Here is a 22,909-nt window from a genome sequence, read left to right as displayed (position 1 = left end):
CAATTGACAGTTGACAATGGACAATTAAGGTACAAATGGGCAAAGCCCATTTGAAATATAATATTTTATGAACAGAGTGAGTAAAATCACCTTCAACTGTCAATTGTCCATTGTCAACTGTCAATTCAAACAAGTAAAAGGGAATTCATTCCCTGGTATAATAAAAGATTCTATGTAAAGTTAATAATTAATTAGGAGGTATATTATGAAAAAGGTTATTGATAAGATTAATGATTTAGTTAAAGACAAATTTGAAAAATATGGTTATGATAGAAAATATGGTTTTGTAACTGTATCAAACCGCCCTGACCTATGTCAGTTTCAATGTAATGGAGCTTTAGCTGCTGCTAAAGAATACAAAAAATCCCCTAGGGATATTGCAAATGATGTTCTTAGTGAGATTAAGGACATTCAAATCTTTCAAGATATTTCAATTGCTGGCCCAGGTTTTATAAACATTAACATTACTGATGATTTCCTAACAAATTATATTAACAATATATATAGTGATAAAAAACTAGGAATTACTGAAAGCCAGAACCCTATGACTATAATGATAGATTATGGAGGAGCTAATGTTGCTAAACCCCTTCATGTGGGTCACCTTCGTCCTGCAATAATAGGTGAAAGTCTCAAAAGGACTTCAAGATACCTAGGTCATAGGGTTATAGGAGATGTTCATCTAGGTGACTGGGGTCTTCAAATGGGTATGGTAATTTCAGAGGTTAAAAGAAGAAATCCTGATCTACCATATTTCGATGAAAACTTTAATGGAGAGTATCCAGAGGAAGCTCCCTTTACTATAGATGAACTTGAAGAAATATACCCAGCTGCAAGTAAATTAGCTAAAAGTAACGGGGATGCTATGAAAGAAGCCAGGGAAGCTACTTCTAAGCTTCAAAAAGGCAATAGAGGTTATTTAGCTCTTTGGAAACATATATTAAATGTTTCTGTAAAAGACCTTAAAAAGAATTATAGTGATTTAAATGTAGAGTTTGATTTATGGAAAGGAGAAAGTGATTGCCAACAATATATAGATGAAATGATCGGCTATCTAAAGGACAATAATTATACTGAAGAAAGTGAAGGTACTTTAGTTATAGATGTTGCTAAAGAAGATGATAACCAGCCCATGCCACCTTTTATGGTATTAAAATCCGATGGTTCTACCCTATATAGTACCACTGACCTTGCTACCATATGGGAAAGGGTCAAAGATTATAGTCCCGATGAAATCATATATGTAGTGGATAAAAGACAGGGACTCCACTTTGAACAGGTTTTCAGATGTGCTAAGAAGACAAAAATTGTTGATGAAAATCTGAAATTTTATTTTCTAAGTAATGGTACCATAAATGGTAAAGATGGAAAGCCCTTTAAGACAAGGGACGGAGGAGTTATGAGACTTAGAACCTTGATAGATACCATTACAAACCATGTAAGAAATAAACTAAAAAATAATAATTCCTTAAGTTCCGAAGAAATGAATGACATAGCAAAAAAAGTTGGTTTATCGGCCCTTAAATTTGGTGATTTATCAAATCAAATTACCAAGGATTATATCTTTGATATGGCTAAATTTTCATCCTTTGAAGGTAAAACAGGTCCCTATATTTTATATACTGTTGTCAGAATTAAGTCTATATTAAGAAAAGTGGATGTTGATAAAACTAGTGACATTATTAACCCCCATAGTGATATAGAGAGGGATTTAATGTTAAGTCTGTCAAAGTTCAACGAAGTGGTGGAGTCAGCATTTATTGATAAAGCTCCAAATAAGATGTGTGAATACATTTATGAAGTGGCAAATCAATTTAATAAATTCTATCACAACACTAAGATGATAACAGAAGAAAATATGGAAAAGAAAATGTCTTGGATAAATCTTAGTAACTTAACTAAAGATGTTTTAGAAACTGGACTTGATTTATTAGGTATTGAAGCTCCTGATAGGATGTAGTAAGTTGGGGATTACAAGTCCCCCAACACTAAAATTAGGCGATTATCAACGCATTTAGACCAAAATTTACTAATTTCCAATAGCTTGACAGTTAAATAAAAGCTGGTAAAACAATTAATTGTTTTACCAGCTTTTATTTTTTTATAACATACTTTTATTCCAGTAACACATAATAAATATGTAGTTTATTTTTATCACTATAAAACTACTAAGGAGGATGTTATGACCGAAAATAAAAAAAGAACGGCCCTTTATGATATCCATCTTCAAAGTGGAGGAAAAATTATAGATTTTGCTGGATGGGCATTACCTATCCAATATGAAGGGCTAATTGCAGAGCATGAGGCAGTTAGAAATAATGTTGGTATCTTTGATGTATCCCATATGGGAGAAGTAGAGGTAAAGGGAGCTGATGCCCTGCCCTTTATACAGCATCTAATAACCAATGATGCTTCCACTCTAGAAGATAATCAAGTTTTATATAGCTTAATGTGTTATGACGATGGAGGCATAGTGGATGATTTATTGGTATATAAATTTTCAAATAAATATTTCTATCTAGTAATAAATGCCGGTAACGTAGATAAGGATTATAAATGGATGATAGCTAATAAAGAAGGTTTTGATGTATCAATAGAAAATATATCAGATGACATGGGTCAATTGGCTTTACAGGGACCATTGGCAGAAAAAACCCTTCAGAAACTTACTGATACCGATTTGTCAAAAATAAAGTTTTTTTATTGTGATAGAAATGTGGATATATCAGGAGTTAAATGCCTTGTATCCAGAACTGGTTATACCGGTGAAGATGGGTTTGAAATATATACTAATGAGGAGTCCATAGATAAATTATGGAATAACATTATGGATGCAGGAAAAGAATATGGCATAAAACCTGCTGGTTTAGGTGCAAGGGATACCCTTAGATTTGAAGCTACTTTACCCCTATATGGCCATGAGATTTCTGAAGTTATAACTCCACTGGAGGCTGGTCTAGGATTTTTCGTTAAGTTAGACAAAGACCATTTTGTAGGAAAAGAGGCGCTAGTGAAACAGAAAGAACAAGGGGTTCCAAGAAAAATAGTGGGATTTGAAATGAAGGAAAGGGGTATCCCACGGGAAGGTTATGATGTGGCAATTGATGATAATAAAATAGGTTTTGTCACAACAGGATATTTTTCCCCAACCCTTAAAAAGAATATAGGACTGGCGATAATAGACTCTAAGTATGCAAAGTTAGATACCGAAATATCTATCTTAATAAGAAATAAACCTAAAAAAGCAGTAATTATAAGTAAAAGATTCTATCAGAAAAAATATAAAAAATAACAGGGAGGAAGTAATATGAATATAAAAAAAGATTTACTATACAAACAGTCCCACGAATGGTTAAAGGTAGAGGATAATGAAGCCTATATAGGAATAAGTGAGTATGCACAAAATTCAATGGGTGATATAGTATTTGTGGATTTACCCGACGAGGATGACGAGTTTAAAGCCAAAGAAGATTTTGCTGTAGTAGAATCAGTTAAAGCGGCTTCTGACCTTTATATGCCCGTGGATGGTAAAATACTAGAGGTAAATGAAGAAGTTATGGACGATCCAGCCCTTATTAACTCAAGCCCCTATGATAGCTGGTTAGTGAAAATAGAAATACAGGATAAAAGTCAATTAGATACATTGTTATCTGGTGAGGATTATGAAAAATATTTAAATGAGGAAATGGATGATATAGGCTATGAATCTAAAGAAGACTAAATCATTTCCTTATATACCCAATACCCATGATGATTTAGATGAAATGCTTAAAGAAATAGGAGCAAAGTCTATTAATGAATTATTCGATGATATTCCTAATAATCTAAAACTAAAAAAAGATTTAGATATTGGTGAGTCATTATCAGAGCTTGAAGTCTTAAACTATATGAAACATCTAAGTAATAAAAATAATAATATCAATAATCTAACCTGTTTTTTAGGTGCAGGAGCCTATGATCATTATATTCCGTCGGTTATAGACCATGTTATATCTAGATCAGAGTTTTATACATCATATACACCATACCAACCGGAAATAAGCCAAGGAACTCTTCAAACTATTTTTGAGTTCCAAACTCTAATCTGTAATTTAACCGGAATGGATGCTGCAAATGCGTCAGTTTATGATGGCGCCACAGCCATTGCTGAAGCTATAATTATGGCTTCATTGGACACAAGAAAACAACAAATAATTATATCAAATACAGTTAATCCTGAATATATAAGTGTTGTGAAAACTTATGCTAAGGCATTAAATTTAGAGCTAATAGTAGTGTCAGAAAAGGATGGGGTTACAGATTTGGAAGAACTTGATAGCAAAGTGGGTGATGAGATAGCAGCTGTTATAGTTCAAAGTCCAAATTTCTTCGGCATTATAGAAAATGTATCTGATATTGAAAAAATTACCCATAGGGGTAAAAAAACTAAGCTAATAATGAGTGTTGACCCTATATCCCTAGGTATATTAAAATCTCCAAGGGAATTAGGGGCAGATATAGTCGTAGGTGAAGGTCAATCTCTAGGAAATAGTTTAAGTTTTGGAGGTCCATATTTAGGTTTTATGGCCACAACAAAAAAATTAATGCGTAGACTTCCAGGAAGAATTGTGGGAAAAACAGAGGATTTAGATGGAAATAGAGCTTTTGTTTTAACATTACAAGCTAGAGAACAACATATAAGAAGAGAACGGGCTTCTTCAAATATCTGTTCAAACCAAGCATTAAATGCATTAGCAGCAACAGTCTACTTAACAACTTTAGGTAAAAAAGGCCTTAAAGAAGTTGCATTGCAATGTGCTAAAAAAGCCCAATATGCCTTTAATATACTAACTAAGTCTGAAAAATATAAACCCACATTTACAAAACCATTTTTCAAAGAATTTGCCATAACAAGCAATGTAAATGAAGAAAAAATAAAAGAAACCCTACTTGATAATAATATCTTAGGAGGATTTCATTTGGGAAAAACTTACCCACAATATAAAAACTCTTTATTATATTGTATAACTGAAAAAAGATCAAAAAATGAGATTGATAATCTAGCAGAAATATTGGAGGGAATAAAATGAAAGAATATAACAAATTAATTTTTGAACTATCTAAACCTAATCGAATAGCCCTTTCCCTTCCTAAATGTGATATTGAAGATATGGATATCTCAGATGCTATACCTAAAGATTTATTAAGGAATAAAGAATTGGATTTACCAGAGGTTAGTCAAGGGGACCTCATGAGACACTTTACACTATTATCAAATAAAAACTATGGTGTGGATACAGGTTTCTATCCCTTAGGTTCCTGTACTATGAAGTATAACCCGAAAATAAATGAGGATGTAGCTAGACTAGAGGGTTTTTCCCACATACATCCCCTTCAACCGGAGGAGACTGTACAAGGTGCCTTAGAACTTATGTCTGAACTAAACAACAAGTTAGCTGAAATAACTGGAATGGAGAAAATGTCCCTTCAACCTGCAGCAGGTGCCCAAGGGGAATTAACTGGTCTATTAATCATAAAGTCATATCATGAAAATAGAGGAGACCACAAAAGAAACAAAATAATAATTCCCGATTCAGCCCATGGAACTAACCCTGCCAGTGCTAGAGAAGTGGGATTTGATGTTGTTGAGGTTAAGTCAAATAGAAAGGGATTAGTGGATGTTGAAAAGTTAGAGGAACTATTAGATGATGAAATTGCTGGTTTAATGCTAACCAATCCAAATACCCTAGGTTTATTTGAAAGGGATATAGAAAAAATAGCTGATTTAGTCCATAGGGCAGGTGGATTACTGTATTATGATGGAGCCAATATGAATGCAATAATGGGAATTACAAGACCTGGAGATATGGGATTTGATATAGTACATCTAAATCTTCATAAAACCTTTACAACTCCCCATGGTGGAGGAGGTCCTGGTAGTGGCCCCATTGGTGTGAGAAAAGACTTAGTTGACTTTTTACCAGTTCCAATAATAGAAAAAAATAATAATAAGTATATACTAAACTATGATAAACCTAAATCTGTAGGGAAAATTAAGAGTTTCTATGGTCACTTTGGAACCCTTGTAAGAACCCTTACCTATATACTTACAATGGGGGCAGAAGGATTAAAAAGTGTAAGTGAAACGGCGGTTCTTAATGCAAATTATCTTATGTCTAAACTTAAAGATTATTATCATCTACCTATCGATAATCTTTGTAAACATGAATTTGTCTTAAGTGGATTAAAAGAAAATAGTCTAGTTATATCAACCCTTGATATAGCCAAGAGATTATTGGATTTAGGATATCATCCACCGACAATATATTTTCCACTAATAATAAGTGAAGCTATCATGATAGAACCTACGGAAACCGAAAGTAAAGAAACCCTTGATGCCTTTATTGATGCAATGATACAAATAGCTAAAGAAGCCAAAGAAAACCCCGATATATTAAAATCTGCCCCTTTGACTACTCCAATAAAAAGGGTTAATGAAGCTAAGGCTGCAAGAAGTCCTATTTTAAAATGGGATGAAAATGATATGAAGCTATAAATATGAATAGGAGGATAAGTATATGTTATTTCCACAAAATAATGATATAGAAACTGCTTTAATTAACAGTATTATGGCATCTATCGAACAAAGAAAAAAAGATGCCTGTAATACCTGAAACATGGCAGGTGTCCTTGCACCCCCGTGGGGAGTGAAAGAAGAAGTAAAACCTGATATGGCTGAAGAAATAAATAACTATATTAATAAAGTATCAGGTTCTAATGTTACTTTATCCGATGGTCAACAGGTTACTATTTTAAAGGGGGGAGTTAGAGAGCAAAGAGGAAAGTCAATTCTTATTTATAGATATCAATTAAATATGTAAGTCCTGAATATATTCAGGACTTACATTATACCTAGTACTTATTTAATCGTTTCACATTACTCACTTTATATGCTTCTATTTTATATAAAGCCCTTCTTGTTACTAGTCTTACCCTGCTATTATTATTTAAAGGCTTATCTTTTGTCAGACTCTTTAATATATAGTCATATCCCTTTGACAATACCTTTATTTAATTAGTTGGGGGATTTCGAATCCCCCAACAACAAAACATACGAATCTCACAACAAAAAAAGGCTATAAATTAGGTAAACTAATTTATAGCCTTTTATATTCTCTTTTATTTGTAAGTTTAAAATATATAATAAAATTATATCCCATAATAAACCACAGCTTATATAAATCGATCTATCAAAAAACATATTAGCTCTCTATAAACTGTAGTTACATTATTTATTTTTAAACTTATATAAATAGAGTAAATGTCTATAAATTATGCTATTTCCTAACAATTCTAAAAATGAATCATAAAAAAACCTATTCCTAGGTATAAAATTAATATTTTAATGTGCATTTTTTAGATTAGAATAAGAAATAACATAATCATGACCTGAACTCCCCTTTTTTTCAACTAACCAAAATTATATTAAATAAGTTATATCTTGTCAATAGAACTATGATTAATAAAAGCTGAGGCAAATTTGGCCCCTTTGTCTGAATTCTTATTAGTCATGGTTCTCTTTGAAGATATACAATGATAAAATCTACACCAATAATTATTCCATCAAATAAAACAAATTTATTAAATATTTTGACCATCTCATATTTTTAAAATAAAGTATCTATATTATTGAATTTTGTATAACCCAAACATTAAGCTTATCACCCTAACCTTTTCTTTTCTAAGGCGACCTTCTCCAAATATATTATCATATTCTATCCATTAGTAAATATCTGGTAAACAGAACATTAACTATCATACATTAAGACATTTAAGTATGTCGGTAATAACCATTCTCTACATGTTTCCTCATATGTTCCTTGTAAATTTACTAGTCCTCTCCATAGATTACGAATCTCTACAAATTTTAATGTCTCTTCTCTAGTATATAGTTTGCCATATGAATAGTTGGTTTCCAAGTTATATCTTGATCTTCCTTTTTTTTACTGGAGACTGAAGTAAACATTTTGGGGTTTCCTGTATTTTTTAAATTGTTCAAGTATTTGTAATACAAATTAAGCATAGGCCATATTCCTCTTATTGACCATATGTCATATCTCATTAAAATCTCTAAGAAGTGTGGATAAATTTGTATAAGTTCATCTTCACTTAGATAGTTTACTTCTTCATTTTGATAATTAACTTTATTGAAAAAAGAATAAAGCTTAGGTCTTTTAGCATAGAATTTTAAGGCAAAAAAATCTTGCTCATTAATTTTAATTTTATTTTCTAAGGGTATATAGATGGTTTTCTTATTTTTATCATAAAAGTTAGGGTCGCCAGGAATCAAAACTTTGTCAATATAATCATTTAGACAAATATAATAAATATTGTTATTAATTATGTCAACAATAAATAACAATACAGGGACTGAGTTACTCATTCTTTCTACTGTGTAAAGTTCTGTTGTTTCGATAGGATATTTAACTACATCTATCTCTTTATAAACCTCTTTTTTGCCAATTTTATACTTCTCTACATTACTTCTCTTGTAAACCTTATATTTGCCAATATCAATGCTTTCAGTACCCTTTACTTGAACAAAAATATGTTCCCCAAAAGTATCATAATATTCTTTCCCATCAATTTCAGTTTTTTCAAAAATCTCAATTTCTAAATCAATTCCATAATCAGGCATGTATTTTCTTTTAGTCCAATATTTGGGCAATATATTGTTTATAATCTGTAAAGATTCTTCTTCTATAATATGTGATTTTGACTTTCTCTTTGATCTCATATAGCCATCCTTTCATAAATGTTTATTAATAGGCATTCATGAAACGCCGTAACTCCAATAGTTGCAAATTATTATTTTGTATAAAAAAATATAACTCCTCAGTTTTTAGAAATAAACATTCCATATTCTTTAGGAATATGAATAATTCCAATATCGTCTTTCTTTTGCTGAAAAATATTAAATAAACTTTTTCTATCTAAATCTTTTACGTCAACAATCGAAGAAAGTGAAAATAAATAATCTAACAAATCGTTAATATCAGTAATTTCAAAACTATCAATATAGTCCAATTTTTGGACAGACGAGAATTCTCTATTTAAAATTTCAAAACCATTTTGTAAAGTAAAAGTTCCTTTTGTTTTTATATTAACCCCTTGTTCAACTAATGTATCATTGAAATAATGATTGATTCCATTTTCACCAAATGTAGCACAATAAAAAACACCTCCTGGTTTTAATATACGCCGGACTTCTTTTATTGCCGCCTGCACATTTGAGACATGATAAAGCATCATATTTGCAATAACAAAATCAAACTCTGTTTCGTTGTATGGAATATTCTTAATATCAATTTGTTTATAAACAACATTTGAATGTTCTCCAATGTTCTGTTTAGCTTTCTCAAGCATACCACTTGAAAAATCAGACAAAACAAGTAAGTCCCCGCTACCAATGGCATTTAAGTGACCTTTCCACATTCCACCTGTTCCACAGCCCAGTTCAAGTATTTTACATCCATTGTGAAATTTATAATTTTCAAAAATCCAATTGCCAAATCCCTGTTTGTTTGTACTGTGTTTAGCATGTAGAGTGACTCTTGTTTCTAGATTCTGAGCTGTTTGGTATTGCTTTTTTATTGTTTGAATATCCTGCATTTTATTCAATTCATACCCACTCCAATTCTAAATAGATTTTATTATGTATGTTTTTTCCCTTTTAATTATACCATATTATGTTATTTTTAGACTTTGTATATTCTCTAAAAGTATAGTGTATCTATCTTGTTTTGCTCACAAAGTACATATAAATAATAGAAATTAAAAAATCAAAAGTTATTAAAAATAAAATAAGCCAACTAGAACTATAGTATATATCTATAATCCTAATTGGCTTATTACTTTACTCAAATATAGCCCAGTATTCTTCTCCCCAATGCTTCTTAATAAACTCATCTCTACCTGAAACCTTTCTATCCTCTTTATATTCATCTGGTTTCTTTTTATAAAAGTCCTGATGATATTCTTCTGCATCATAAAACTTGGTGGCTGGTAGGATTTTAGTTACGATTGGATCTTCAAATCTTCCCGATTCATCAAGTTCTTTTCTTGACTTTTCTGCCTTAGTTTTTTGTTCTTCTGTTGTGTAGAAGATAGCTGTTCTATATGAAGGTCCCCTATCATGGAACTGTCCTCCATCATCTGTTGGATCTATTTGAACCCAATAGGCTTTAAGTAGTTTATCATAACTTATGATTGATGGATCATATGTTATTTCTACTGCCTCATAGTGTCCTGATTCTTGAGACTTTACCTTTTCATAGGTTGGATTTTCCACTTCTCCCCCTATGTAACCTGACTTTACTTCTATTATTCCATCTAATACATGAAATGGAGATACCATACACCAAAAACATCCCCCTGCAAAAATCCCAGTTTGATAATTTTTATTTGTATTTTCCTCTTTCAATATAACCCCTCCTTTAATTTTAAAGAAAAAATCTTTTTGATAATTCCTCTAAAAATATAATAGAATGTTTCTTGGTTTCTTCACTGGCCCCTATAGAATCCCTTTCTTTTATGGAAATTGCAATTGCATTTAGAGATTCTTTATACCAGCTGATATCCTCTACTTTATACTTTATATGTCTAATAAATCTTGAGGTTTTTGTATTTAGATCTTCTAGGTATTGAATAAGCATAGGATTTTTTGAAGCTTCTCTAATTTTTTTTCGAAATAAATAATCATACTCTATATATTTTTCATAATCCCTATCTGGGTCATATTGTTCCATCTCTTCTACTATTGAGACTATTTGATCTATTTCATCCTCTGTGGCCCTTAGCGCAGCAAGTTCTGCTGCTAGGGCCTCCATATATTTCTTTATTTCATAGGCATGCCTTATACTATTTAGATCTATTTGAGATACATATGTTCCAACTCTAGGTACCATCTCAACTAATCCCTTTTCAGATAATTTAAGTAATGCCTCTCTAATAGGTGTTCTACTTACTTCAAACTCTTCTATTAATTGCTTTTCATTTAACAGTTCCCCTGGCTTATAATTAAGGGTTACTATTCTATTTTCTATCTCATTATATATCTCTACACTATTCATCTTTCCATCCTTTATAACCAGTTTTTGCGGATTTTCTCCCACTTTTTATCTCTATTTTCAATTATGCCACTTATCTCTTCATCTTTCAAGTGCTTAAATCTACCTTGTTTCTTTAAATAATCCTTAACTGATTTAAATTCCTTTGGATTTTTATTTAACTTAAATTCATCATTTTCATATTCAGCAAGGTACCATAATCCACAGTCAACCGCTTCCTTTGCTATATCTATCGAGGTATTTGTAGGTGTTCCCCATCCTGTAGGACAGGATGCAAAGATATGAATATATGATGTTCCATCTACATTTTTAGCCTTTTCTAGTTTATTTAAAAAGTCTTGAGGATATCCTATACTAGCTGTTGCTGCATAGTCAATGCCATGGGCTGCTATTATCTCAAACATATTTTTCTTCGGTCTTACTGCTCCAGGTAAATTCTCTCCAGCTGGAGATGTTGTAGTTTTACTTCCATAGGGAGTTAATCCACTTTTTTGTATTCCAGTATTCATATACGCCTCATTATCATAGCATATATATATTATTTTATCTCCCCTATCTATAGCTCCCGATAGTGCCTGAAATCCTATGTCTGCAGTACCACCATCTCCTGCAAATCCCACTGCATGGAAATCTTTTATTCCTAAAGATTTAGCCCCTACTGCTACTCCCGATAACATAGCACCTGTTGCTGGAAATGGCGCAATCATTGCATTTGTTGTAAAAGCCATCTGGGGATATATAAATCCAACTGCTGACATACATCCTGCAGGTAAAACTGAATAGGTTCTCTTTCCTAAAACTTTTAGGGCCAACCTAACTGCTACACTTCCCCCACATCCGGCACAGGCCTTATGACCATAAAAATACTCATCATCTGTTATATTTCTTGCATTTACCTTAGCTTTACTCATCTATCTCACACCCCATTCCTATAAACTGAACTCTTTTTTGCTCTTTTCCATTTATTCCATCTAAAAGATTTTTAAACATTTCCTCTATATTTTCTTTAGATATATCTCGGCCTCCCATACCACCTATGAAGTTTATAGAAAGGGGTAATTTGTCCATTTGACAAAGAGCCGAATTTACATTGGTAAAAATAGTCCCTTCATATCCATAGGAAATATTTTTATCTATTGTACCTATAGCCTTTACTTTTTTAGCCAATTCCCTTATTTCTTTATCTGGGAAAGGTCTTAGATATCTTAGCTTTAATAATCCTACCTTTTCCCCTTCACTTCTCATTTTGTCAACAACAACTCTAGTGGTTCCAGTTATACTTCCTGTAGTTATAAGTACTACATCTGCATCATCACATTTATATTCTTTAACTAATCCTCCATAATATCTTCCAAATTGATCTCCAAATTCCTTATCAACAGTATTTATCACTTCTTTAGAATCCATCATTGCCTTATGTTGCTGATATTTAAACTCTAGGTTATCCGCTGGAGTTGTACTAAAGCAAAGACTATTTGGGTTGTCTAGGTCCATTTTATTTACTGTTTCATACTTAGGTAAAAATCTATCCACATCATTTTGGTCCGGTAACTCTATTAACTCATAGGTATGGGTTAATATAAATCCATCTAAGTTCACCATAAATGGAGTTAAAACCTTTGGATTTTCAGCTATTTTATAGGCCTGTATAACCATATCCAGTGCCTCTTGGGCATCTTCAACATATACTTGAATCCATCCACTATTTAGTTGGGACATTGAGTCCGATTGATCCCCATATATACTCCATGGTACTGCCAAAGCCCTATTAGCATTCATCATAACTATTGGAAATCTAGCTCCACTGGCATAATGCATAGCCTCACTCATATGTAATAACCCTTGAGACGACGTAGCTGTAAAAGCCCTTGCTCCAACGGAACTAACCCCCATTGCAGCTGACATAGCAGAGTGTTCAGATTCCACATGCATAAATTCTGCATCTAAAGAACCATCTTCCACATAGTCAGATAATCTCTCAACAACTATAGTTTGGGGAGTTATAGGATATGCAGAAATAACATTAGGTCTTGCTAGTCTTGCCCCTAAAGCTACAGCATCATCTCCTGATACAAATAATTTTTCTTTACTCATTTATTTCTCCTCCTTTACCATAGTAATAGCTCCTGGCTTACATTCATACTCACAAACCCCACAGCCTTTACAAAAATCATAATCTATATCAACTTTTCCCTCTGATTTATATATAACTCCATCGGGACATACTAAATAACATCTTAAGCAATTAACACATTTGTCCTTATCAACAACTGGCTTAAATGTTCTCCATCCTGCATTTTTTTGTACTAAATGTCCACTTTCAAAACAGGTTCCCACAGGATAATCCTTTATATGCTCTGGCTTTTTATATTTTTTTACCTTTGGTCTAGACAACTAGATTACCCCCTTTACAGTTTCATAAGACTTTTTAATTACTTCTACATTTTTCTCTACTATTGATGGCTTCAACTCAGACTTAACTGCCTTTATTGCAGAGTCTAAACTAACTATTTCAGATACTGCTATTAAAGCCCCTAACATCGCTGTATTAGTTATAGGTCTTTTCAAAATATCTAAGGCTATTTTAGTTGCATCTATTGAAACTACCCTATGATCTGTCATATCTTCATATTTTTTAGGATTTTCCGTATTAATTATAATTATTGCATTTTCCTTTAACCCATTAAAAGTATTATCTTCAATAAGGGTTTCATCTAATACAACTACATAATCACATGCCTTAACTTCACTTCTGTCAACTATTTTTTTATCATCGATTTTGGTAAAGCCAAGTACCGGAGCTCCCCTTCTTTCTGGGCCAAATGATGGAAAGGCTAATCCATATTTATCTTCATATAATGCAGCCGTAGCTCCTAATAATCTAGCCACTGTAAAACTACCCTGTCCACCTCTTCCATGCCATCTTACTTCTATCATGTTACTTCTCCCCTTTTTATAAATTTTATGCGTGATATTATACTGATATATCAGTATAATATTAATTATACTTTATTTATAATATTTTGAAAAGTTTTTTATGGCAACGGAACCTTAGGTGCTTCTTTATTCGTGCAAAGTGCAAGGTGCAAAGAGCAGAGAATTGGTAATCCCATGAATATATGTAGGCCGCAATATATTCATGACCTATATATAGTGATTTATGACTTAGCTTTGTAAATGCTAAAATTTTTCATAATCTTTATATAGATTGATATTACTTTATTATGCCACCTGATTTTTTATAAAAAATTAACCTTTCTAAATATAAAAAAGTCCTAGTCTAAAATTAACCTTCAGACTAGAACTCTTTTATAAAAATATTAATTTCTTTTGCTGTTATATTAAGAGCACGACCATTAAATTTATATATTTTTATTATTTCACAAGTTCAAATGAATCAAAAAACTTATCTAGGTTTTCATTATCAACATTTATTGCTTGTATTTGATACAATCTATTACCAACTAAGAAAATTTTACTATTAAAATTAACTTTAGTTCCTTCCTTCTCTGTTTCTACTACAAGATGTTTCCCAGGATAATCATCTAAAGTAATATCCTTTGATTCAACCACTTCGCCACCTAAGCTGGCTACTTGTCCTTGTACTCCCCCAGCCAACATATCTTCTGGCTTAGATGCTTTAACTATCTCTTCTGGATAGTCAGAGTACAGAACAGTATAAGCTGTATCTCCATCTTCAAGGGCAACTATATTCATATCTAATCCCATTGCGGATTGTACAGATTCTTCTGGTTTCCCTGGAAAATCTATAGAGAATTTTCCCTCTTCTGACTTAAATGTTTCAAAGGTCTCTTCAGATCCTTTATCAGATGAACCACAACCTACTAAACTTCCAACTATCACAAGTACAATTAATAAAACTCCTATTGATTTTTTCATAAGTATTCCTCCATGTATGTATAATTTTTTACTTGGTCTTATTCTTTAATATATACAGCTTTTATATAAGGGTAAACAAAGCTGTGTAGCATATTGGAAAGTATATTACATTTTACCACTTATATAGAAAATCTATAAATACTTGAAAAGTATACCTTAATATTTTATAAAATTCAACAAATAAATACAAAATAGTCCCTTCGTACTATTATTTTGTTCATTTGTTAAATAATATTATCATTTTCAAACTTTGGAAAACATTTTCCTAAATGAAATCTATAAGCATTTGATCGTCTATAGAAAAATTCTATTTGACTTTAATTTCAATTAATTATAAAGTGATAATTTGATATTAGTAAATTTTAATATAAAGGATGATTTATATGGATAAAGTAAAAAAAGTTATATTATTGTCCCACTGTGTACTTAATGAAAAGTCTAAGGTTAAAAAATCAGAAATAAATCCACCTGGGGATATTTCAAATTTTTTAAATATACTTCTAGAAAAAGAAATAGGCATAATTCAACTTCCCTGCCCTGAGCTTACCTGTTATGGATTAAAAAGATGGGGCCATGTTAAGGAACAGTTTGATACAATACACTATAGAAAACATTGTAGAAATCTTTTTAATATATACTTAGATCAATTAAAAGAATATATTAAAAATGATTATGAAATAGTGGCTTTAATTGGTATAGAGGGAAGCCCTACCTGTGGCATATATAAATCATGTACCGGTGAGTGGATGGGTGAGATAGGTAGTAATGAAAGCTTACCAGAAATGCTAAGTACAATAAAACTTTCAAATACCAGTGGAATCCTTATGGAAGAAATAAAATGTATATTAGATAAAAACAATATTGAAATTCCCTATATAGATTTTAATAAAAATTATATAGATGATTTTTTAGTTAAATTAAAAAAGCTGATATAAAACCTAGAAGTTATTCTGTTTTTTTATTAATAATATTTGTAGCGATTCAATATATTGAATCCTTCAAGTCTTTCTCTGGAAGCCCTATTGCGCTATATACTATTCTATCCAAAATAGTTTTGTTATTATCCATAATACTGGGCATCAAATTGGGCCTGAATATATTCAGGCCCTACATAATTAATTTCTAATTCCTTCTAGCTTCTTTCATAGCTTTTTCTCCACGTTCTTGTGCATCTTTTAATGCTTCATCTATTGACTTTTTATTCATAAATACTTGATCTAATTCTTCTCCTAATACATCAAGGGCATTTATTTCACCAATATTTCTTGCCCCCTGAAATCCTATATCAAAACTTTTAAGTCCTACTCCCTTTATAGGATTTTCTTTGATGTAAGCCTTATAACTTTCTAACTCTTTAGCAGATTCTCTAACTGGTAAGTATCCAGTTTGACTAGAGAAATATGCTGTATTCTCTGTGTTTGTTAAAAAGCTTATATATTTCCATGCCGCAAGTTTTACTTCTTTATCATGGGTATTAAACATAGCAACATTTGTACCATAATATAACTGGTCATTAGTTTTATGGGCTGGAAGGGGAGCTGCAAACCAATTCATATCTCCTTCTATTCCACTTTCTATATAAGGTATAGCTGATGTTGATGCAACACACATAGCCGCTCTCCCTTGGGAAAATGGTACATTGGCATGTTTATCTTCCCCTGCAAGCCTTGCTATATTATCCTGTATCATTCCATTTATAAACTCAACAGCTTCCTTAGTTTCTGGTGTATTAAAATTAATTTGATCCTTCCCTTCATCTATAATAACTCCACCGGCTTGTTTAACCCATGGTGCTATATCCGTTGATATGTTGTTGGCAAAGACCATACCATAAATCTCTGGAGTACCATCTCCATCTTTATCAACAGTTAACTTCTTAGAAACCTCTCTCCATTCCTCCCAAGTTTTAGGAACTTCTAATCCGGCATCTTCAAACATATCTACATTATAGTATAATACCATTTGACTTTTATTAAAGGGAAAGGCATATTGCTTTCCATCCCATATACCATCATTTAAAAATAGTTCTGGTACATCTTCTTTTTCCTCTTTAGTAAATCCAACCTTTTCATTATCCATATATGGATTTAAATTCTCCACTAACCCTTTAGAAACATACCAAGATAGTCTATTGGAATATACTTGAGTTAACGTTGGAAGTTGTTTTGCCTTAGCAGCTCCCATTAACTTTTGAAATAGATCCCTGTATCCCCCTTGATGAACTAGCTTAACAGTTATATTATCATTTTTTTCATTAAACTCGTCGGTCATTTTCTTTAGGGCCTTTTCCTTAGCTCCTCCCATCGCATGCCAGAATTCAAATTCAACAGGTTCTGTAACTTCAGTTGCTATAGTGATTTCTTCTTTTGCATCCTTTGTTTCTTTTACCTTTTCTGTCTCGTCCTTTGATGTCTCAGTGTCTTCTGAACTACCACAAGCAACAAGACTGAATATTAATGTCACTACTAATAGTAAAGATAAAAACTTTTTCATAATAAATCCCTCCATGTATTTATATTTTTTTATATTTCAAAGTCTACAGATAGCAAACTTTGTTATCCCTTTATTCCAGTTTTAGAAACTCCTGATATTATATGTTTTTGTAAAATTATATAAAGTATTATCATAGGTAATATAATCATTGTGGCAGCTGCCATAAGAATATGATACTCTGTCCCAGCCTCTGAGCTAAAGTTTGAAAGGGCCACAGGTAAAGTCCTCATCTCCTCTGAATTTGTCATAATTAAGGGCCATATGAAGGAATTCCAACTACCTATAACCTTTAATATAACTAATGTTATAATTGCTGGTTTGGCTATGGGAACCATAATAAGCCATAGATATTTAAAATCTGTACATCCATCTATCTTAGCAGCATAATATAGTTCATCGGGTATACTAAAAAAGTGTTGTCTCAATAAAAATATTGCAAATATACTTCCACACCATGGTATTATTAAGGCCTTATAACTATCAATCCACCCTAATTTACTCAATGTTACAAAGTTTGGTATAATCAAAACTTCCCCTGGTACCATCATAGTAGCTATTAAAAGGGAAAATATTATATGTTTACCCTTAAAATCCACTTTAGCAAAGGCATAGGCTGCTAGTATTGTAGTTATAAGCTCCCCTACTGTAACCATTACTGTTACAAAAACACTATTAAAAAAGTATCTTTTAAATGGTGCCGATTTAAAGGCTATTTTAAAGTTTTCCCATCTAATTTCCGATGGTACCCACTTAGGAGTTACAGTTAAAACCTCATTAGCTGGTTTAAGGGATGTGGATATCATCCATATAAAGGGCAGTAATATAAATGCTGCACCAATTATAAGTATTAAATATATAAAACCTTTAGATATAAATTTACTCTTCATATTAATTACTCCCTAATCCATTTTTCTTCTACCTAACTTAAGCTGAATAATAGTAAATATAAATATTATTAAAAATAATACAAATGATGCCGCTGCAGCTATGGAAAACTGCCAGTATCTATAAAATTTATTAAATATATAATAAACAATAGTCAGTCCACTTTTTAATGGACCCATATCTTTATCATAAAGAATAAAAACTTCATCAAATATTTTAAAAGACCCTATAACCGAAGTTATTGACACGAAAAATATAGTTGGTCTTAATAATGGTAAAGTTATATTTTTAAATCGTTCCCATCTTGATGCCCCATCTATTTTGGCTGATAAATAATATTTTTCATCTATATTTTGAAGTCCCGCTAAAAATATTATTATTTTATATCCCATTCCCTTCCATACACTTAATAAGACTAGTATTGGAATGGTCATATTAGGATTTGTTAACCAATTCACCTTATCTATTCCTAAAAGGTTTAAAAAATGATTAATGAGTCCATATTCCCCGTTAAACATCCATCTCCAAACAATTGACACAGCCACTAAAGAGGTTACAAAGGGTAAAAAATATACACTTCTAAAAAATCCTTTAAACTTTATTTTAGAGTTAAGTAATAGGGCAAATCCTAAGGATACTATTATGGATAATGGAACAACTCCTAATACAAATAGAAAAGTATTTTTAAGGGCTAAATAAAAATCAGGATCTGACAATACATATTTAAAATTATCTAAACCCCTTTCATAAACTGTTCCCTCTAAATAATCAAAGTCAGTATAAAAGCTCATAGCCAATGATTTAACTATTGGATATATTTGAAAAACAGATAGTATAATAAGAGCTGGCAATATATATAATATCCCCTTGATTTCATTATTTTTTAATATATTTTTAAAGTTTATCTTTTTTTTCACAAAATCACTCCAAAATAAAAACTAAAATAAGTGAACTCTCTTTATATCCAAACCTATACTATCTCCTAACTTTAAATCATAATCCCATGAAATAACTGTAGTTATAACTTTTATTCCTACTTTTATATCTACATATAGTTCTTTTCCCATTTGCTGTATTCCCACTATTAATCCTTTAATAATTCCTTTAGATGATATAATTAAATCCTCCGGTCTAATTCCCACTGTTACTTTATTTTTAACTATCGCCTTATTGTAGAGCTTATTTTTATCTAAAATAATTTCTATATCCTTTATTTTAATTAGATTATCCTTTACTTCTCCTTCTAATAAATTTATAGGTGGATTACCTAAAAATTTAGCTACAAATTTATTGGATGGATTTCTATACATTTCTTTAGGTGTAGCATATTGTTGAAATTCTCCATCCTTCATAAGTAATATTTTATCCGATATACTCATGGCCTCTTCTTGGTCATGGGTTACAAGTATGGTTGTTATCTTAGTTTTCTGTTGTATCCGTTTAATTTCTTCCCTCATTTTTATCCTAAGCCTTGCATCTAGGTTAGATAAAGGTTCATCCAATAATAATATCTTAGGCTCTTTTACAAGGGCCCTTGCTATGGCTACCCTCTGCTGCTGTCCCCCTGAAAGCTGGGATGGTTTTCTATTTAATAAATCTTCAATCTGGGTTAGTCTAGCCATTTCTATTGCCCTTTTTTTAGCTTGTCTTTTTTTAACTTTAGACATTTTAAGGGGAAACATGATATTTTTGAGGACAGTCATATGGGGGTATAATGCATAATTTTGAAATACCATTCCTATCTTTCTGTTTTCAGGCTCAATATTATTTACTAATTTATCTCCAAAAAATATTTCACCACTAGTGGACTTATATAATCCAGCTATTAGAAAAAGGGTAGTACTTTTCCCACAACCACTGGGTCCTAATATGGTTATTAACTTCCCATCATCTATATTAATATTCAAGTTATTTACCGCTTCTATATCTCCAAAAGTTTTGGTTAAATTATTAATCTTAATTTCCATAAGTACACCCCAATTTAGTTACTCTTTTTAAGCCAAATCAAATCAAATTATAGATTACCATGTTTACCGTTAAAAAGAAAATAGAATATTTTTATATTCAAATGTGAATTATAAAATTTCTCTATGAATAAAGATGATGTTACACTCCTTTATTCAATACAAAGTACAAGGAGCAGGGAGTTGGTAAGCTGTGGGATTACGAATCCCCCAGCAACTAAATTGGATTACCAATCTCCAGCAACTAAATTGGGTTACCAATCTCTAGCAACTAAATTGGGTTACCAACCTCTAGCAACTAAATTTTACTGTTATACTATATTATTATAAGACATTAATGTAGGCCTGAATATATTCAGGCCTACATATAAAGAAGCGCAACTTCTGTATCCTCATATTTATTCTTTCCTCTTTACACTTTCTTCTTTAATTCATCATATCGTTATCTTTTTTAATTCTTCACTACTAGAGTACTTTTCCATATTCCAAATGTCCGTTACCCACTCTTCATAAAAGGCTTTCTCATGGCTCACTATAAGGATAGTTCCTTTATAGGACCTTAGTTCTTCTTTTAATGCTTCTTTAGCATGAATGTCTAAGTGATTGGTAGGTTCATCTAAAAGTAACCAATTAGAATGTTTCATCATAAGTTTACATAGCCTTACTTTAGACTGTTCTCCACCACTTAATTCATACATCTTTTGTCTAACATGTTTCTCTGTTAATCCACACATAGCCAGAGATGATCTAATTTCCCTTCTAGTTTTTCTAGGAAATTCATTCCATACATCTTCTATAGGTGTTTTATTTTTTCCCTTTACTTCCTGTTCAAAATATGCTGGAAAAAGAAATTGACCTAATTTTACATTCCCATTTAAAGGTCTAATCTCACCCATTATGGTTTTTAATAATGTGGATTTTCCCACACCATTACACCCTGTAATAGCTACCTTTTCCCCTCTTTTAAGTTTAAGGTTTATATTTCTTAATATAGGATAGGTATAACCTATATCCATATTAGAACTTCTAAATACAACATCAGATGATTCTCTAGCTATGTTAAAATTAAATGAAGACTTTGGATTCCCCTTAGGTTTTTCCATTTTATCCATTTTAGCTAATTTTTTCTGTCTACTTTTTGCCCTTTTAGACGTTGATGCTCTAGATATATTGCTCCTAATAAATTCCTCCATTTTTTTAATTTCTTTCTGTTGTTTTTTATACTGTTTCAGATACTCTTCCCTATTTTTTTCCCTTAATTTAAGAAAAGTATTATAATTTCCCGGATATCGTTTCATTGAAGAAAACTCAATGTTATAAATCACATTGGTTATCTTATTTAAAAACTTAGTATCATGGGATATAACGATAAAACTATTTGGATAATTCTCAAGGTATTCCCCTAGCCAAGATACATGCTCTTTATCTAAGTAATTGGTTGGCTCATCTAAAAGTAAAATATCTGCCCTTTCAAGGAGAAGTTTACCTAGCTTCACCTTTGTCCTTTGTCCTCCACTGAGTTTTTCCACTGGTCTATCCATACCTAATCCATCTAGCCCCAAACCATTGGCCACATTGTCAATATGCTTATCAATACTATAGAAATTTTCTGATTCTAATATGCTTTGTAATTTTCCAAATCTCTCTATAAGTTTCTCTGTTTCTTTTCCAGAACAACTGGATAACTTATCTCCAATAGAAATCATATCCTTTTCAATAGAGTATAGATTATGAAAAGCTGATTTTAAGACTTCTCTTATTGTTGACTTTCCTTCTAACTCTGTATGTTGATCAAGATATCCTATATTTATTGATGATGGACTGTTTATCTTCCCTTCATCGGGTATTAACTTTCCAGTAAGAATATTTAAAAATGTAGTTTTCCCTGATCCATTTACACCTACTAAACCTACATGTTCTTCCCTTAAAAGCCTAAAGGAAATATCTTTAAACAACACTTTATCTCCGAAACTAAAACTTATATTTTCTACATTTAATATGCTCATATTTATTCCTCCCTATATTACAAATCATTTAATAATTTAAATTTAATACAAAAAAACAGGAAAAAGGAGATAGTCTCCTCTTTCCTGTTTTTATTATAAAGCCCACAATAGAGCCAATATTATTTTCTATACATATAAACTAAACTATCTATTAATCACAGAAAATAACTTTAATATTTTATAGATATATTGAAGTAGTCTATAAAATTAGATATCAAAAAAAGAGTCAAATCATCCATTACGTAATTCTTATTTAGTTTAATTAGCTAAAAAAGGACATAGTTATCCTAGGATAAAGCTAATTAACTACAAAGAACTACGTAATTACTCATGATTGACTCTCATCTCCTTTATACTAATAGATAGTTTTATTATACTATATTATATACAAATAACATAAAAATGTAAAGGTTAATATTGCTAGCCCAGAAATTTCGCATCTAATTTCCAGTAAAAATTTTACTCATACAAAAAATGTTTATTATACACATTTTACTATTAATGGGTATCAAAAGACCGTTTGGCCCTAAAAAAGGATACACTTTCCCCCTCC

Annotated in this window: 21 protein-coding genes; 7 read left to right on the top strand and 14 right to left on the bottom strand. The window is 31.4% G+C overall.

Features of this window, described 5'->3' with window-relative positions:
* Window positions 1-205 precede the first annotated feature (205 nt).
* From argS to V6137_RS10630, 6 genes are all read left to right on the top strand, one after another.
* The gene (gene argS / locus V6137_RS10655) at window positions 206-1,960 is read left to right on the top strand and encodes an arginine--tRNA ligase (RefSeq protein ID WP_425447913.1); all 1,755 of its coding nucleotides are present in this window, start codon (window positions 206-208) and stop codon (window positions 1,958-1,960) included.
* A 222-nt stretch (window positions 1,961-2,182) separates the two neighbouring features.
* A complete protein-coding gene (gene gcvT / locus V6137_RS10650; protein WP_425447912.1) occupies window positions 2,183-3,292 on the top strand; it encodes a glycine cleavage system aminomethyltransferase GcvT in 1,110 nt (369 codons plus the stop codon).
* A gap of 15 nt (window positions 3,293-3,307) precedes the next feature.
* Complete coding sequence (gene gcvH / locus V6137_RS10645) at window positions 3,308-3,721, top strand: glycine cleavage system protein GcvH (protein ID WP_425447911.1); 414 nt, start codon at window positions 3,308-3,310, stop codon at window positions 3,719-3,721.
* Window positions 3,702-5,069: an aminomethyl-transferring glycine dehydrogenase subunit GcvPA gene (gene gcvPA / locus V6137_RS10640; RefSeq protein ID WP_425447910.1), complete on the top strand. Its 1,368-nt coding sequence runs from the start codon at window positions 3,702-3,704 to the stop codon at window positions 5,067-5,069. The genes gcvH and gcvPA overlap by 20 nt, the downstream gene beginning before the upstream one ends.
* Window positions 5,066-6,535 (top strand): aminomethyl-transferring glycine dehydrogenase subunit GcvPB, encoded by a 1,470-nt coding sequence (gene gcvPB / locus V6137_RS10635; RefSeq protein WP_425447909.1) that lies wholly within the window; start codon window positions 5,066-5,068, stop codon window positions 6,533-6,535. Before gcvPA ends, gcvPB begins: the two co-directional genes overlap by 4 nt.
* Window positions 6,536-6,686: 151 nt before the next feature.
* Entirely contained in the window at window positions 6,687-6,860 is a 174-nt protein-coding gene (locus tag V6137_RS10630; protein WP_425447908.1) for a hypothetical protein, read from the top strand.
* Between the two features lie 1,046 nt (window positions 6,861-7,906).
* Here the strand turns inward: V6137_RS10630 and V6137_RS10625 are convergent.
* The 9 genes from V6137_RS10625 to V6137_RS10585 form a co-directional block, all read right to left on the bottom strand.
* A complete protein-coding gene (locus V6137_RS10625; protein ID WP_425447907.1) occupies window positions 7,907-8,776 on the bottom strand; it encodes a DUF4365 domain-containing protein in 870 nt (289 codons plus the stop codon).
* A 98-nt stretch (window positions 8,777-8,874) separates the two neighbouring features.
* A complete protein-coding gene (locus V6137_RS10620; RefSeq protein WP_425447947.1) occupies window positions 8,875-9,651 on the bottom strand; it encodes a class I SAM-dependent methyltransferase in 777 nt (258 codons plus the stop codon).
* Between the two features lie 244 nt (window positions 9,652-9,895).
* Window positions 9,896-10,462 (bottom strand): peptide-methionine (S)-S-oxide reductase MsrA, encoded by a 567-nt coding sequence (gene msrA / locus V6137_RS10615; RefSeq protein ID WP_425447906.1) that lies wholly within the window; start codon window positions 10,460-10,462, stop codon window positions 9,896-9,898.
* A gap of 19 nt (window positions 10,463-10,481) precedes the next feature.
* Window positions 10,482-11,153, bottom strand: a complete 672-nt coding sequence (locus tag V6137_RS10610; RefSeq protein ID WP_425447905.1) for a GntR family transcriptional regulator — start codon at window positions 11,151-11,153, stop codon at window positions 10,482-10,484.
* Window positions 11,123-12,019, bottom strand: a complete 897-nt coding sequence (locus V6137_RS10605) for a thiamine pyrophosphate-dependent enzyme (RefSeq protein ID WP_425447904.1) — start codon at window positions 12,017-12,019, stop codon at window positions 11,123-11,125. Before V6137_RS10605 ends, V6137_RS10610 begins: the two co-directional genes overlap by 31 nt.
* The gene (locus V6137_RS10600; RefSeq protein ID WP_425447903.1) at window positions 12,012-13,202 is read right to left on the bottom strand and encodes a transketolase C-terminal domain-containing protein; all 1,191 of its coding nucleotides are present in this window, start codon (window positions 13,200-13,202) and stop codon (window positions 12,012-12,014) included. Before V6137_RS10600 ends, V6137_RS10605 begins: the two co-directional genes overlap by 8 nt.
* On the bottom strand, window positions 13,203-13,502 hold the full coding sequence (locus V6137_RS10595; RefSeq protein WP_425447902.1) for a 4Fe-4S binding protein: 300 nt from the start codon (window positions 13,500-13,502) through the stop codon (window positions 13,203-13,205).
* Window positions 13,503-14,045 (bottom strand): 2-oxoacid:acceptor oxidoreductase family protein, encoded by a 543-nt coding sequence (locus V6137_RS10590; RefSeq protein WP_425447901.1) that lies wholly within the window; start codon window positions 14,043-14,045, stop codon window positions 13,503-13,505.
* 438 nt (window positions 14,046-14,483) lie between these two features.
* The gene (locus V6137_RS10585; protein ID WP_425447900.1) at window positions 14,484-15,008 is read right to left on the bottom strand and encodes a PsbP-related protein; all 525 of its coding nucleotides are present in this window, start codon (window positions 15,006-15,008) and stop codon (window positions 14,484-14,486) included.
* A gap of 383 nt (window positions 15,009-15,391) precedes the next feature.
* On the opposite strand from V6137_RS10585, the gene V6137_RS10580 reads away from it, so the two are divergent.
* Window positions 15,392-15,943, top strand: a complete 552-nt coding sequence (locus tag V6137_RS10580; RefSeq protein WP_425447899.1) for a CD3072 family TudS-related putative desulfidase — start codon at window positions 15,392-15,394, stop codon at window positions 15,941-15,943.
* Window positions 15,944-16,130: 187 nt separating this feature from the next.
* Here the strand turns inward: V6137_RS10580 and V6137_RS10575 are convergent, their stop codons facing one another.
* The 5 genes from V6137_RS10575 to V6137_RS10555 form a co-directional block, all read right to left on the bottom strand.
* The gene (locus tag V6137_RS10575) at window positions 16,131-17,501 is read right to left on the bottom strand and encodes an ABC transporter substrate-binding protein (RefSeq protein ID WP_425447898.1); all 1,371 of its coding nucleotides are present in this window, start codon (window positions 17,499-17,501) and stop codon (window positions 16,131-16,133) included.
* A 62-nt stretch (window positions 17,502-17,563) separates the two neighbouring features.
* Window positions 17,564-18,388 carry a carbohydrate ABC transporter permease gene (locus V6137_RS10570; protein ID WP_425447897.1) on the bottom strand — a complete coding sequence of 275 codons (825 nt, stop codon included), beginning with the start codon at window positions 18,386-18,388 and terminating at the stop codon, window positions 17,564-17,566.
* Between the two features lie 12 nt (window positions 18,389-18,400).
* Window positions 18,401-19,303, bottom strand: coding sequence for a carbohydrate ABC transporter permease (locus V6137_RS10565; protein WP_425447896.1), 903 nt, complete (start codon window positions 19,301-19,303; stop codon window positions 18,401-18,403).
* 21 nt (window positions 19,304-19,324) lie between these two features.
* Window positions 19,325-20,353 (bottom strand): ABC transporter ATP-binding protein, encoded by a 1,029-nt coding sequence (locus V6137_RS10560; RefSeq protein WP_425447895.1) that lies wholly within the window; start codon window positions 20,351-20,353, stop codon window positions 19,325-19,327.
* A gap of 431 nt (window positions 20,354-20,784) precedes the next feature.
* Window positions 20,785-22,356, bottom strand: coding sequence for an ABC-F family ATP-binding cassette domain-containing protein (locus V6137_RS10555; protein ID WP_425447894.1), 1,572 nt, complete (start codon window positions 22,354-22,356; stop codon window positions 20,785-20,787).
* Window positions 22,357-22,909: the final 553 nt, after the last annotated feature.

The organism is Dethiothermospora halolimnae (assembly GCF_037577855.1).
Lineage (GTDB): Bacteria > Bacillota > Clostridia > Tissierellales > VENL01 > Dethiothermospora > Dethiothermospora halolimnae.
This window is presented reverse-complemented; position numbering and strand designations above follow the sequence as displayed.